Source organism: Pararhodospirillum photometricum DSM 122, assembly GCF_000284415.1.
In the GTDB taxonomy this organism is placed as follows: domain Bacteria; phylum Pseudomonadota; class Alphaproteobacteria; order Rhodospirillales; family Rhodospirillaceae; genus Pararhodospirillum; species Pararhodospirillum photometricum.
Genome location: NC_017059.1, coordinates 1,126,093 through 1,138,427 on the forward strand (window position 1 = coordinate 1,126,093; position 12,335 = coordinate 1,138,427).

General features: G+C 65.0%; 13 protein-coding genes and 1 pseudogene. 5 read left to right on the forward strand and 9 right to left on the reverse strand.

The genetic code is table 11. The annotated features are described in order from the left end of the window. Window positions 1-36 precede the first annotated feature (36 nt). Together RSPPHO_RS04910 and RSPPHO_RS04915 are read right to left on the reverse strand one after the other, a co-directional pair. Entirely contained in the window at window positions 37-402 is a 366-nt protein-coding gene (locus tag RSPPHO_RS04910; RefSeq protein ID WP_014414163.1) for a hypothetical protein, read from the reverse strand. 263 nt (window positions 403-665) lie between these two features. Then, window positions 666-1,151 (reverse strand): DUF4405 domain-containing protein, encoded by a 486-nt coding sequence (locus tag RSPPHO_RS04915; protein WP_157879093.1) that lies wholly within the window; start codon window positions 1,149-1,151, stop codon window positions 666-668. Window positions 1,152-1,458: 307 nt separating this feature from the next. On the opposite strand from RSPPHO_RS04915, the gene thrS reads away from it, so the two are divergent. The 4 genes from thrS (at window position 1,459) to RSPPHO_RS18725 (ending at window position 7,004) form a co-directional block, all read left to right on the forward strand. Further along, entirely contained in the window at window positions 1,459-3,378 is a 1,920-nt protein-coding gene (gene thrS, locus RSPPHO_RS04920; RefSeq protein WP_014414165.1) for a threonine--tRNA ligase, read from the forward strand. A gap of 110 nt (window positions 3,379-3,488) precedes the next feature. Continuing rightward, window positions 3,489-4,010: a translation initiation factor IF-3 gene (infC, locus tag RSPPHO_RS04925; RefSeq protein ID WP_014414166.1), complete on the forward strand. Its 522-nt coding sequence runs from the start codon at window positions 3,489-3,491 to the stop codon at window positions 4,008-4,010. 124 nt (window positions 4,011-4,134) lie between these two features. Next, a complete protein-coding gene (locus RSPPHO_RS04930; protein ID WP_041794313.1) occupies window positions 4,135-5,559 on the forward strand; it encodes an FAD-binding oxidoreductase in 1,425 nt (474 codons plus the stop codon). An 89-nt stretch (window positions 5,560-5,648) separates the two neighbouring features. Next, window positions 5,649-7,004, forward strand: a complete 1,356-nt coding sequence (locus RSPPHO_RS18725; protein WP_242390571.1) for a sugar phosphate isomerase/epimerase family protein — start codon at window positions 5,649-5,651, stop codon at window positions 7,002-7,004. A gap of 188 nt (window positions 7,005-7,192) precedes the next feature. Here RSPPHO_RS18725 and RSPPHO_RS20895 read toward each other — a convergent pair. From RSPPHO_RS20895 to RSPPHO_RS04970, 7 genes and pseudogenes are all read right to left on the reverse strand, one after another. Next, a pseudogene (locus RSPPHO_RS20895) lies at window positions 7,193-7,426 on the reverse strand (MerR family transcriptional regulator); the annotation flags it as partial. A gap of 12 nt (window positions 7,427-7,438) precedes the next feature. Then, the gene (gene ihfA / locus RSPPHO_RS04950; protein ID WP_041794322.1) at window positions 7,439-7,759 is read right to left on the reverse strand and encodes an integration host factor subunit alpha; all 321 of its coding nucleotides are present in this window, start codon (window positions 7,757-7,759) and stop codon (window positions 7,439-7,441) included. Between the two features lie 157 nt (window positions 7,760-7,916). Continuing rightward, window positions 7,917-8,891, reverse strand: a complete 975-nt coding sequence (locus RSPPHO_RS04955; protein ID WP_014414170.1) for a beta-ketoacyl-ACP synthase III — start codon at window positions 8,889-8,891, stop codon at window positions 7,917-7,919. Between the two features lie 87 nt (window positions 8,892-8,978). Further along, window positions 8,979-10,019, reverse strand: coding sequence for a phosphate acyltransferase PlsX (gene plsX / locus RSPPHO_RS04960; protein ID WP_041794325.1), 1,041 nt, complete (start codon window positions 10,017-10,019; stop codon window positions 8,979-8,981). A 46-nt stretch (window positions 10,020-10,065) separates the two neighbouring features. Continuing rightward, window positions 10,066-10,248, reverse strand: a complete 183-nt coding sequence (rpmF, locus tag RSPPHO_RS18735) for a 50S ribosomal protein L32 (protein WP_081581654.1) — start codon at window positions 10,246-10,248, stop codon at window positions 10,066-10,068. A gap of 111 nt (window positions 10,249-10,359) precedes the next feature. Continuing rightward, complete coding sequence (locus RSPPHO_RS04965; RefSeq protein WP_041794327.1) at window positions 10,360-10,920, reverse strand: YceD family protein; 561 nt, start codon at window positions 10,918-10,920, stop codon at window positions 10,360-10,362. Beyond that, window positions 10,917-11,495 (reverse strand): ubiquinol-cytochrome C chaperone family protein, encoded by a 579-nt coding sequence (locus tag RSPPHO_RS04970; protein ID WP_014414173.1) that lies wholly within the window; start codon window positions 11,493-11,495, stop codon window positions 10,917-10,919. The genes RSPPHO_RS04965 and RSPPHO_RS04970 overlap by 4 nt, the downstream gene beginning before the upstream one ends. A 342-nt stretch (window positions 11,496-11,837) precedes the next feature. Here RSPPHO_RS04970 and RSPPHO_RS04975 point away from each other — a divergent pair, with 342 nt between their 5' ends. Continuing rightward, a complete protein-coding gene (locus RSPPHO_RS04975) occupies window positions 11,838-12,290 on the forward strand; it encodes an outer membrane protein assembly factor BamE (protein ID WP_041794330.1) in 453 nt (150 codons plus the stop codon). Window positions 12,291-12,335 lie beyond the last annotated feature (45 nt).

The following is a 12,335-nucleotide window of genomic DNA, read 5'->3' on the forward strand; positions in this document are numbered from 1 at the left end:
GCCTCCCCAGCCTTCCTTTTCCTGCCTCGCGTGGTCCTAGCGCGGCGCCATTCCCGGCACCGCCGCGCCTTGCGCCTCCAGCACCCACATCCCGTCGCGCTTGGTCAGGCTAAGGCCCCGGCTTTGCATCTGGGCCTGAAGATCGGGAAGCGAGCCGCTCCACGGCAAGATGAACTGCGCCTGATCGCGGCTTACCGCCTGCAAGGCCATGGCGCCGCCGCCCGGCAGCCCTTGCAGGCGCCGGCGGATCTCCACCCACTCGGCCAGCGACGCAAACCGCGCCAGGATGACCGGCGAGGCGCTGGTCGGCGGAGCCATGGTGGCGCTGGCCGGGGGCTGGGCCGAGGGAGTCGGGCCGAGGGCCGTGGGGGGCGCAAGCCCGGTGGGATCGGTTGCCCCCAAAGGCGCGGTGCCGGTCTGCCAGCCCAGGCCCGGCGGTACCGCGCTGACCGCCGGCGGGGGAAGCGCCGCGCGCTGTCGCCGGAGATATTGAAACGCTGAAGCGGTTGGACTGAGGCAAAAACGGCCGAGGCCCGGGGAGGCGCTGCTTCCCCGGGCAGGTTTTCAGGCTAAAGGGGAGGAAACCCGGCGGACCCCCAACTGTTCACGGGGGAAGGTCCGCCCCACCCGGAGAAGCAGGGCTTCCCCGGACCTCGGCCGTGGCGTCAACGGTGCTCAAAGAGGGTGGCCACCAGCAAGGAGGGATCGGCACCCGTGGCCTGAGCAACCTCGCGCAAGGAGTGGGCGCTGCCGACATCGACCCCCTTGCCAGCTAGGGCAAGGCGCAAGCCGGCCTCATCGATGCCAGCGACCTGAGCCACGGCGGCCAACGGCGCCGCCTCCAGCGACTGAAACACCACGCGCGGCGACACCCCGGCGCGCTCGGGATGGGCGGTCAGAGCGACGACCACCAAACTGATCATTGCGACCCCGGCCAGGACGGCACGCGGATGCGGTCGGCGCAGGTAAGCGGCAAAGCCCTTGAAATGCCGCCAAAGATGCCAGATCGCCACCGCCCCAAAAACAAGACCCAACCATTCATGAGCCGACTTTACAAAGGATTCACCGAAATTAAAGAACATCATCACGCCGCTAACGACAATAAATAAAAATAATATCGACGTTGCTGGAGTGACAAAATCACGAGTCACTGAGAAAGTTTCCGATCTTTCCGTAAGCATGATTGACCTCTTGAGATGCGCCCTGGAAGCTGATGGGATTATCCTGCCCCAAACCTTAACCCTTTCATATTTAATTCGCTGTCATCTTTCGGAAAGGTCGGAGGGTGCCGCTCCCAGGACCATCAGGCAAAGGCTGGAAAGGAGGGGTCCGGAGAGGCTCGCCCCCCAGCCTTCCCCTTTCTTCTTACCGTGAACCGGCCCTCAATCCCTTGAACCCAAGCACCAGGGGGCCTAAGCTTCTTCCCCCGCATCGTGTCAAGAAAGGACCTCGGGAGTCATGGTCGCCATTACTCTGCCGGATGGCAGCGTCCGTCAATTCGAAGGCCCCGTCACGGGCCTTGAGATCGCCCAGGGCATTGGCCCGGGCCTCGCCAAGGCCGCGCTGGCCATTACCGTAGACGGAACCCTGGTGGACCTCGGAACGACCGTGACCCGAGACGCCCTCGTGTCGATTGTCACGGCCCGCGACGAGGCCGCCCTTGACCTGCTGCGCCACGATGCCGCCCACGTCATGGCCCAGGCGGTCCAGGAACTGTTCCCCGGCACCCAGGTCACCATCGGTCCGGCCATCGAGAACGGGTTCTATTACGACTTTGCCCGCGCCGAGCCCTTCTCGCTCGACGACCTTGCCCAAATCGAAGAGCGCATGCGCGAGATCGTGGCGCGCAACCTCCCCATCGTGCGCGAGGTCTGGAACCGCGACGAGGCCATCGCTTGGTTCACCGACAAGGGCGAGCACTATAAGGCCGAGATCATTCGCGACCTGCCGGCCGGCCAGACCATCACCGTCTATCGCCAGGGTGAGTGGCTCGACCTGTGTCGCGGCCCCCACCTGCCCTCGACCGGCAAGCTGGGCACGGCCTTCAAGCTGATGAAGCTGGCCGGGGCGTATTGGCGCGGCGACTCGCGCAACCCCATGCTTCAGCGCATCTACGGCACCGCCTGGGCCGATGCCAAGCAACTCAAGGAATACCTGACCCGCCTGGAAGAAGCCGAGCGCCGCGACCATCGCCGCCTGGGCCAGGAAATAGGGCTGTTTCACCTGCAAGAAGAGGCGCAAGGCGCGGTCTTCTGGCACCCCAAGGGCTGGACGGTCTACCGCAGCCTCCAGGCCTATATCCGGCGTCGCCTGGAAGGGGCCGGCTACGTGGAGGTCAACACCCCCATGCTGGTTGACCATACCCTGTGGGAAAAGTCCGGCCACTGGGAGAAGTTCCGCGAGAACATGTTTACGAGCGAGGCCGAGGAGCGCATCCTTGCCCTCAAGCCGATGAACTGCCCGGGCCATATCCAGATTTTCCGCCAAGGCATCAAGAGCTACCGCGACCTGCCCTTGCGCATGGCTGAGTTTGGCTCGTGCCACCGGAATGAAGCCTCGGGCGCTCTGCACGGCCTGATGCGAGTACGGGCCTTCGTGCAAGACGACGCGCACATTTTCTGCACCGAAGATCAAATCGTTAGCGAGACTCAGAGCTTTTGCGCCCTGCTTAAAAGCGTCTACCACGACCTAGGGTTTGAAAGCGTGCGCGTGAAGTTCTCGGATCGCCCGGCCAAGCGCGCCGGCAGCGACGAGACCTGGGACAAGGCCGAGGCCGCTCTGCGCGACGCCACCGAAGCCGCCGGCCTGGAATGGACCCTCAACCCCGGCGAAGGCGCCTTCTATGGCCCCAAGCTGGAGTTCGTGTTGCGCGACGCCATCGGCCGCGACTGGCAGTGCGGCACCCTTCAGGTGGACTTCGTGCTGCCCGAACGGCTCGACGCGTCGTATGTGGCGGAAGATGGGGCCAAGCGCCGGCCGGTGATGCTGCACCGGGCGATTCTCGGCACCTTCGAGCGCTTCATGGGCATCTTGATCGAAAACTGTGCCGGTCGCTTCCCCTTGTGGCTGGCCCCGGTTCAAGCCGTGGTTGCCACCATCACCTCGGAAGCCGACGCCTACGCCCTCGAGGTGCAAAAACTCCTCAAGGCCAAGGGCCTGCGGGCCGTGGCCGACGTGCGCAACGAGAAGATCAACTACAAGGTCCGCGAGCACTCCCTGGCCAAGGTGCCCCTGCTCGTGGTGGTCGGTCGCAAGGAAGCGGAAAATCGCACCATTGCCTTGCGCCGGCTGGGCGGCGAAACGCAGGAAGTCCTTGCGCTTGAAGACGCCCTTGCTACATTTGTCAAGGAAGCGACCCCGCCTGATCTGAGCGCCTGATCCGGCACCAGACGAAGGGTCGAGGAAAGGTCGGCACCCCGGAAACGGGGGTCGGCTGGCCTTTTAAAGTTTGTCACTAGTGGGAGATTGGAAACATCGCCAGACCACCGATGCAGGCGTCGCCGTCCAAGGATGGACCGCGCGCCAACCGGGAGATCAGAATCCCCGAGGTTCGCCTGATCGACGAAAACGGCGAAAACGTCGGTGTTGTGCCGACGCGCGATGCCCTGTATCGCGCCGAAGCCGCCGGCCTTGATCTCGTCGAGATTTCACCGAATGCCGATCCGCCCGTGTGTAAAATTCTGGATCTGGGCAAGTTCAAGTACGAAGCCCAGAAAAAGAAGAACGAGGCGAAGAAGAAGCAGAAGGTGATCGAGATCAAAGAGATCAAGATTCGCCCGAACATCGACGATCACGACTATGACGTGAAAATGCGCGCCGCCAGGAAGTTCCTGGAAGAAGGCGACAAGGTCAAAGTGACCTTGCGTTTTCGTGGCCGCGAAATGGCGCACCAGGACATCGGTATGGGTGTCCTCAAGCGGGTGAGCGACGATGTGGCCGAAATGGCCAAGATCGAACAGCATCCCAAGCTCGAAGGGCGCCAGATGATCATGGTCATGGCACCCAAGTAATGGCGGGGCGGCCGTCGGGGTTCCAGACCGCCAACCCCGATCGCCCTGACGTCCCGATCCTCTGGCTTCCCGGGCCGTGGTCCGTCCCGCCCGGAGGCTTTTTCTCCAGGAAAGACGAAGACCCGTGGCTCTCGATGCCTCGTTTCTCGAAGCCCTGGCGGCCGTGCTCGGCCCCCGGGGGCTGGTCACCGACCCCGCCGACTTGGCCTCCTTCAACGCCGAGGAACGGGGTCTGTACCGGGGGGAGGCGACCGTCGTCGCCCGTCCCGACTCCACCGACGCCTGCGCCGAGGTCGTGCGCCTGTGCGCGACCCACGGTGTCTCCATCGTGCCCCAGGGCGGCAATACCGGCCTGTGCGGCGGCGCCGTCGCCGGAGCGAACCAGATCATCGTCTCGACCGGGCGCATGAACCGCGTGCGCTGGATCGATGCCGATGGCTGCCGCATGGCCGTCGATGCCGGGTGCGTGCTGGCCGACATCCAGGCCAAAGCCCGCGACGCCGGCTGCTTGTTCCCTCTGTCGCTGGGCGCCGAGGGCTCGTGCCAGATTGGCGGCAACCTCGCCACCAACGCCGGCGGCGTCGGCGTCTTGCACTACGGCAACACCCGCGACCTGTGCCTGGGCCTTGAAGTGGTGCTGCCCGATGGCCGCATCTGGAACGGTATGCGCGCCCTCGAAAAGGACAACACCGGCTACGCTCTGCGCCAGTTGTTCATCGGCTCGGAAGGCACCCTGGGCCTGATCACCGGCGCCGTGCTCAAGCTGTTCCCGGCCCCCACCAGCACCGCCACCGCCTTGTGTGGGTTCGAGGATCTGTCGCGCGTCACCCGCTTGCTGTCGCTGTGCCGCTCAATCACCGGCGACGACGTGACCGCCTTCGAGCTGATCCCGCGCTTCGGCCTCGAGATCGCCCTAGAGCACCTAGACGGCCTGCGCGACCCCCTGGAAGGCTCGCACCCCTGGTACGCCCTGGTCGAACTCTCGACCTCGCGCCCGGGCGCCGACCTCAACGAGGTCATGGAAAGCCTGCTCGGACGCGCTTTTGAAGAAGAGATCCTGAGCGACGCGGTCATCACCGCCAGCCTCGATCAGCGCGCCAGCCTGTGGCGCCTGCGCGAAGGCCTGCCGGAAGCCCAAAAGCACGCCGGCGCCTCCATCAAGCACGACGTCTCGGTACCGCTCTCCCAGGTCCCGACCTTCATCGAGCGGGCCAGCGCCGCTGTCACCGCCGCTTGCCCCGGCATCCGCCCCTGCCCGTTCGGTCACGTTGGCGATGGCAACATCCATTTCAACCTGACCCAGCCCAAGGGCATGGACAAGCAGGCCTTCCTCGACCGCTGGGAAGAAATGAACCGCCTCGTCCACGACATCGTGGCCGATCTCGGCGGCTCGATCAGCGCCGAGCACGGCATCGGCCGCCTCAAAGTGGACGAAATGCGCCACTATAAGGCCCCCCTCGAACTCGACCTGATGCGTGCCCTCAAAACCGCCTTCGACCCGGCCGGGCTGATGAATCCGGGGGTGATTTTGCCCGCGACGACAGCCTAGGGTCCCCGGGGATCTCGAGGGGATCAGGAAGAATAAGGCTGGGGAGGCGCGGCCTCCCCAGACCCCTCGATTCCGGCTGGAGATGTGTTATGGGTGCGCGTATCGGTTTTACCGTTCAGCAAAGTACCCTTCAGGGGCTTGACCGGCAGGTGGGCCGGGCCTTGGCCCTCGGAGCCGATGGCGTCGAACTCAGCCTGACGCCGCTGGGCGTGGTGATCGGCGGGCGGCTCAACACCGGCCATCTCGCCCGCGTCCAGCGCATCCTTCACAGCCACCGCCCCGCCGTTACCGTGCACTCGGTGCTGTCCCTGTCGTTCATGGACCGCACCCACGCCGAGCGCCACCAGCGCGTGGCCGATGCCGTGGTGGACGCCTGCGCCGCCCTCGGGGGCACGGTTCTGGTCGTCCATCCCAGTTGGGTCGATACCCCAAGTTTCACCGCCGAGCGCGATGCCCTCATGGCCCGCGAACGCGACGGCCTTCACCGCATGGCCGAGCGCGCCGCCGCTCACGGCGTCACCATCGCCCTCGAGAACATGCCGGTGATTCAGGAATACCTGAACGGCACCGACACCAACCACGGCCTTGACCCGCTCTCGATCGCCGCCCAGGTCGAAGCGGTCAACCATCCCTCCTTACGCGCCACCATCGACGTCAGCCACGCCCACATCGGCGCCCGCCATTTTGGCTGGGATCTGACCGAGCGCCTGCGCCCCCTCGCCCCCCTGGCCACCCATCTCCATCTGCACGACAGCCTCGGCGTGCCCCTGTGCATGCCCGGCCTCTTCCCCGGCGAAGACCGCGTGTTCGGCGTCGGCGATCTCCACATGCCCCTCGGCTGGGGCGACGTCCCCTTCCCTTCCCTCCTCCCCGCCCTCCCCCTGCCAGAGAATTACACCGTCGCCCTCGAGATCGGCCTCGACCGCATCGACGACGACGTGGCTGCGGAAAGCCTCGCTTTGGCGCGGGCGTGGTCCTCGGCAACCACCGCCTTGGGCTCTTCTGGCACCACCTCGGCAACCACCGCCTTCGGCTCTTCCGGCACCACCTCGGCAACCACCGCCTTCGGCTCTTCCGGCACCACCTCGGCAACCACCGCCTTGGGCTCTTCCGGCACCGCCTCGGCAACCACCGCCTTGGGCTCTTCTGGCACCACCTCGGCAACCACCGCCTTCGGCTCTTCCGGCACCACCTCGGCAACCACCGCCTTCGGCTCTTCCGGCACCACCTCGGCAACCACCGCCTTGGGCTCTTCCGGCACCGCCTCGGCAACCACCGCCTTGGGCTCTTCCAGCACCACCTCGGCGACCACCGCTTTGGGCGCCTCCGGTAGCACCGCAGGAGCGGAAGCAGAAGGAGCCACCGGAGCCGGTGTCAGGACCTCCCGGGGGGAAGCAACCATCGCGGTTGTTGGCAGGACAACGTCGAGCCCCAGGTCCTCATGACCAAAGTCATCCTCATGGAGGGCTTCGTCAGGAAAGCCGTCTTCGTCGAGTCCCACCATGGTGGCGCCGACCAGAGTCGGCCGGTCGCGTCCCTCGCCGACCTGGGCCAGAACCGCGCGGAGGCCGCTTTCGCGAAGCAACTTTTGCGCGCCACGAATCGTATAACCGTCGTTATAGAGGAGATCCCGAATCGCCGCGAGCAAGACAACATCTTCCGGGCGATAATAGCGCCGCCCTCCCCCCCGCTTCATCGGCCGGATCTGCGAGAACTTGGTTTCCCAAAAGCGCAGAACGTGCTGCGGGACGCCAAGATCAGCCGAGACTTCGCTGATGGTGCGGAAGGCAGAGTCGGACTTCCCAGACCGGCGTTGACCGTCGCCCTCGAAGTCCCCGTTGGGATCAGGTGGCAGCGTGTTGCCCATGCTCACGGATCATCACCCGTTTTCGAGCTGGCGGCCGACCGGGCCTTCATTGACCCGCGCCTTCAGGAGTTGGGAGGGACGAAAGACCAGGACCCGCCGGGGCAAAATAGGGACCTCCTCGCCGGTTTTGGGGTTGCGACCGATGCGCTGCCCCTTTTCCCGCACGGAAAAGCTACCGAAGCTGGAAATTTTGACGGTTTCGCCGCGCACCAAAGCCTGGGACATCTCGCCCAGGACCATTTCCAGCAAGTCGGCGGATTCATTACGAGACAGGCCCACCTCTTGATAGACCGCCTCGCTTAACTGCGCTCGGGTAATGGTCCTGCTGCTCATGCCCTGGCTCCCGCTCCTGGACGAGGTGCTTCGCAAAAAGCGTAGAGCAGGCGGAGAAACCCGTCAATATCAAAGCATTGAAAGACGACGTGGACCCAAGAAAGGAGGGGCCTGGGGAAGCCCCGCCTCCCCAGCCTTCTCATATTCCTGGGCTGGCCTACAACCGCACGAGGGCAGCCCCCCAGGTGAAGCCTCCGCCCAAGGCCTCCAGCAAGACAAGATCCCCCGCCTTCAAGCGGCCATCGGCCCGCGCCACACTCATGGCCAGAGGAACAGAGGCGGCCGACGTATTGGCGTGCAGGGCAATGGTGCTAATGACACGCGCGGGATCAATTTCCAGCTTGCGGGCTGTTCCGTCGAGAATGCGCTGGTTAGCTTGGTGCGGGACGATCCAGTCCAGGTCGGCAGCGCTCAAGCCGTTGGCTTCCAGGGCCTCGGTGACCACGCCGCTGAGGTTGGTCACGGCGTGGCGAAAAACCTCTTTGCCATGCATGCGCACAAAGCCGGTGGTCTGGGTGCTCGAAGGCCCGCCATCGACATACAGCAAGTCCTGATACCGACCATCGGCGTGGAGGTGAACGGAATGGATGCCGCGCTGCTCCAGGCCGCCCGAAGCGTCGCTAGCTTGCAAGACCACGGCCCCCGCCCCATCGCCGAACAGCACGCAGGTGGTGCGGTCGTTGAAGTCGAGGAGACGCGAAAAAGTCTCGGCCCCGATCACCAAGGCGGTGCGGGCCAGCCCGACTTTGACCATACTGTCGGCCACGCCCAAAGCGTAGAGAAAGCCCGAGCAAACCGCCTGAACATCGAAAGCCGGGACCCCGGGGCGGCAGCCCAGCAGGGTTTGAACCCGTACAGCGGTCGCGGGAAAGGTCTTGTCGGGAGTGGCCGTGGCCAGCACGATGAGATCCACCGCGTCGGCCTCAAGGCCGGCGTCGGCGAGAGCAGCGCGTGCGGCCTGAGCGGCGAGATCCGAGGTCAGCTCGCCCTCAGCGGCGAAGTGCCGGGCCACAATCCCGCTGCGTTCGCGGATCCAGGCGTCCGAGGTATCGACCCGCTGGGCGAGATCATCGTTGGTCACACGGTTTGCGGGCAGGTAGGCGCCGCATCCCGCGATCACGGAACGCACCATGACGGATCACCCCTATGTCTGCAAGGCCCCGGCCCGCGCCGGGCAACAAGGGGCGCGGACAGGGGTCTGGTGGCTGGGAAACGGGACTCAGGAGGCCACGGGCGCCGGCGCGGGCCCATGAACCTTGCCGAACTCCCCCTTGATCGTTTCGTTAAAGCCTTGGCGGACCAAGTCGATTGCCACGCACACTGCATTGGCAAAGCCAAGGGCATCGGTCCCGCCATGGCTTTTGACGGCAACCCCGGTCAGCCCCAGGAGCATGGCCCCGTTGTAGCGCCGAGGATCGGTGCGGGCCTTGACTTTCTCCAGGGCCGGCCGGGACAGCATGTAGCCGAGTTTGGCCAGGGTGGAGCTGGAATAGGCATTGCGCAAAAACTGGGCGTAGAGCTTGGCGGTGCCTTCAACGGCCTTCAGCATGACGTTGCCGGTAAAGCCATCGGTCACGATGACATCCACGGTGCCCTTGGCGAGATCATCGCCCTCGACAAAGCCATAAAAATCAATGGGCAAGGCCGAGTCGCTGAGACGGGCAGCGGCTTCGCGCTCGGTATCGGTGCCTTTGCCGGCCTCGGATCCGATATTCATCAGGCCCACGGTGGGACGGTCTAGCGCCAGCACGGTTCGCGCGAACACCTCGCCCATGATCGCAAAATCGACCAAGTTCTTGGTGTCGCACTCGGCGTTGGCACCGAGATCGAGCATGACGCAGTCCCCCTTGAGGGTCGGCAGCACGGTGGCGATCGCTGGCCGATCGATGCCGGGCAGGGTGCGCATGATCAGTTTGGACATGGCCATGAACGCGCCGGTATTGCCGGCCGAGACGACACCTGCCGCCTCGCCCTGCTTTACGGAGTTGATGGACAGCCACAAGCTGGACTTGCGCCCGCCGCGCACGGCTTGGGAGGGCTTGTCTTCCGACGAGACCACCTCGGTCGTGTGATGCAAGGTGCAAACGTCTTCCAGCGCGCGGTGAGCGCGCAGGAGCGGGCCAACCCGTCCCTCATCCCCATAGAGGCGATAGTGCACCTCGGGATGACGGTCGCGGGCCAAGGCGAGCCCCTTGATCACCACGTCCGGGGCCTGATCCCCGCCCATGGCGTCCACAGCGATGACCAAAGGCCCGCTCACCGCTTCCCTCCCGGCTGTGTCATGAACAGCACCCTGTCTGGTGTGGTTACGCGGCCGACTCGGCCACGACCTCGCGGCCGTGGTACTGGCCACAGGACGGACAGACGTGGTGCGGGCGCTTCAGCTCGCCACAGTTCGGGCACTCGTTGTACGCCACGGGCTTCAGCGCGTGGTGCGACCGGCGCATGTCACGCCGCGACTTGGAAGTCTTTTTCTTGGGTACTGCCATGATCCAATGTCTCGTCAGAGGGACGGAGCCGGAGTGTCGCACCGGGTCCTTGGAGAGCGTGGTTGTTTAGCGAGATTCGGCCGCTCCGGCAAGGGTTGCGGCACGATGACGTTATTTTTTCCGCAATCTTTCCAGAACGGCAAAGGGATTGGGTCCCTGAGGCTCGGGATCGGGCTCTTCCTCGAAGGCCAGCGCGCTGTACTCGGCTCCTGGCGCCCGGGGAAAGGGATCAAGCCCCAGCGCCAGCTCCTCGGCCAGCACATCGCCCAGATCAATGCGCCCATCAACCAGGGGATCGGGGGGATCCTCTTCGGTCAGCAGGGCCTCCAGGTCGATCTCATCGAGATTGGCCAGGGCCGCGTCGGGATCCTCGGCGTCGGGAGAGTAGGTCCGGGTGAGATCGACGTCCACCACCGCGTCGAGCGGGACCAAGGTCAGGCCGCAGGTCTGCACCACCTCGGCCCGCAGATGGCCCTCCACCCGGACCCCGTCGTCTTGCCAAGGGGTCAGGGTCAGGCGGCCCACTAAGCTGTGCACGGCCTGAAGGTCCAAAGACCGGGCCACCGCTTGGCACTCCTCGGGTGTCGCCGTAATTTCAAGGGCTCGGCCGGCGGGCGGCACGGTCCGCACCTCAACCACGCGGCTAAAGCCCCCTTCGGGAACGATGGTCATGCCCCCTCCTGTACGTCCAAAAGAGCCGGCACCGGACCAAACGCCAAGGTACCGGCCAGGAAAGACGCCTCGGGCTGCTGGGCCAGAGCCTCGGCCTCCCGGGTCATATAGGCCACCATGGCCGCCACCTGGGCCGGGGTCGGCGAGACGGCCCGATATAAGGTGGCCCGCACGGCCTCCTCCAAGGTCCCGTCGCGCCAACCCGCTTCGTAAGCATAGGCCCGACCGAAGTAGGCGCGGGCCATTTTCTTGACCTCCTTGCCCACTTTCATGTCCGAAACCCCGATCTCGCGCAGGCAAGAGTCCATGTCACGCATCATGAGGTCGAACACGGCCTGGGCCAACCGGGCCGCCGGGGCCCGACGCAGGGGAGCCTGCCCGGGATCCACCGTCGAGAGCCGGCGCAGCAGCAACGCGGCATGGATCACCAGCATGTCATAGCGGCCATCCAGGGTGTCGGGCACCCCCAGCGTATTGTAAAACGCCACGTCACGCGCCTTGGCGACCACACTCCCGTACAAGGTCCGCGCTGTCTCCTGATAGGGAGAGCGGGACCGAAACACCCCGAACACCATGAGACTCCATCCTTACAGCTTGCCCGAGTGTCAGGCTTTCATGCCCCCAGGCGCGCCCAGGATGAAGCGAGAGCGCCGCCTTGGCAAGAAAGGATAGGCTGGGGGAGGCAAGGCCCCAGGAACGGAGGGGGTCTGGGGAGGCCGCGTCTCCCCAGTCTTCCCTGTTTCCTTCGCCGTTCCATCTTGCGGGCCCGCCCCGGGTGATTTACAGTCGCGCCGTTTCACGCGAGCGGACAAGCTCCAAAAACCATTGATAGAGTTTGCCTTTCGGGAAAAGCGCTGCCCACTTCTCCCCAGCGATCTCTCGTGAACCGCAACAATCACACAAGGAGGGTGCACGCCATGGGTCGCTTGACGGCGGGGGTCCTTGGGGCCGCCTTGGTGCTGGGCACGGCCGGATGCTCGCACGACATCAACGCACACGGCAATCTTCCGACCGAGGAGGCCATGGGCCGCCTCAAGGTCGGCGAGCAGACCCGGGCCGATATTCAGACCATCTTGGGAACGCCCTCGTCCACCTCCCTCTTCGGCGGCGAAACCTGGTACTACATCAGCAACCAGACCGCCCAGGTGGCCTTTTATGCTCCCGAGGAACTGCGCCGGCAGGTTATCGCCGTGCGCTTCGACGATCAAGGCGTGCTCCAGGGGGTGGATCGCCTGAGCCGTGAGGATGGCCGCGTCGTCGAGGTCGTCAAACGCGAAACCCCCACCCGCGGCACCGAAGCGAATTTCTTTCAGGAATTCCTAGGCAACCTCGGCCGCGTCAGTGCGAGCCAGATGGGCAACAACAACTAAAAAGAAAAGTCTGGGGAGGCAGACCTCCCCAGACCCCTGATGTGG

Excerpts from the sequence above, each read along its gene's own strand:
- infC (WP_014414166.1), top strand. The coding sequence starts at position 3,489 with ATGCAGGCGTCGCCGTCCAAGGATGGACCGCGCGCCAACCGGGAGATC.
- RSPPHO_RS04965 (WP_041794327.1), bottom strand. The coding sequence starts at position 10,920 with ATGACCATCGTTCCCGAAGGGGGCTTTAGCCGCGTGGTTGAGGTGCGG.
- thrS (WP_014414165.1), top strand. The coding sequence starts at position 1,459 with ATGGTCGCCATTACTCTGCCGGATGGCAGCGTCCGTCAATTCGAAGGC.
- RSPPHO_RS04970 (WP_014414173.1), bottom strand. The coding sequence starts at position 11,495 with ATGGTGTTCGGGGTGTTTCGGTCCCGCTCTCCCTATCAGGAGACAGCG.
- RSPPHO_RS04975 (WP_041794330.1), top strand. The coding sequence starts at position 11,838 with ATGGGTCGCTTGACGGCGGGGGTCCTTGGGGCCGCCTTGGTGCTGGGC.
- ihfA (WP_041794322.1), bottom strand. The coding sequence starts at position 7,759 with ATGAGCAGCAGGACCATTACCCGAGCGCAGTTAAGCGAGGCGGTCTAT.
- RSPPHO_RS04955 (WP_014414170.1), bottom strand. The coding sequence starts at position 8,891 with ATGGTGCGTTCCGTGATCGCGGGATGCGGCGCCTACCTGCCCGCAAAC.
- RSPPHO_RS18725 (WP_242390571.1), top strand. The coding sequence starts at position 5,649 with ATGGGTGCGCGTATCGGTTTTACCGTTCAGCAAAGTACCCTTCAGGGG.
- rpmF (WP_081581654.1), bottom strand. The coding sequence starts at position 10,248 with ATGGCAGTACCCAAGAAAAAGACTTCCAAGTCGCGGCGTGACATGCGC.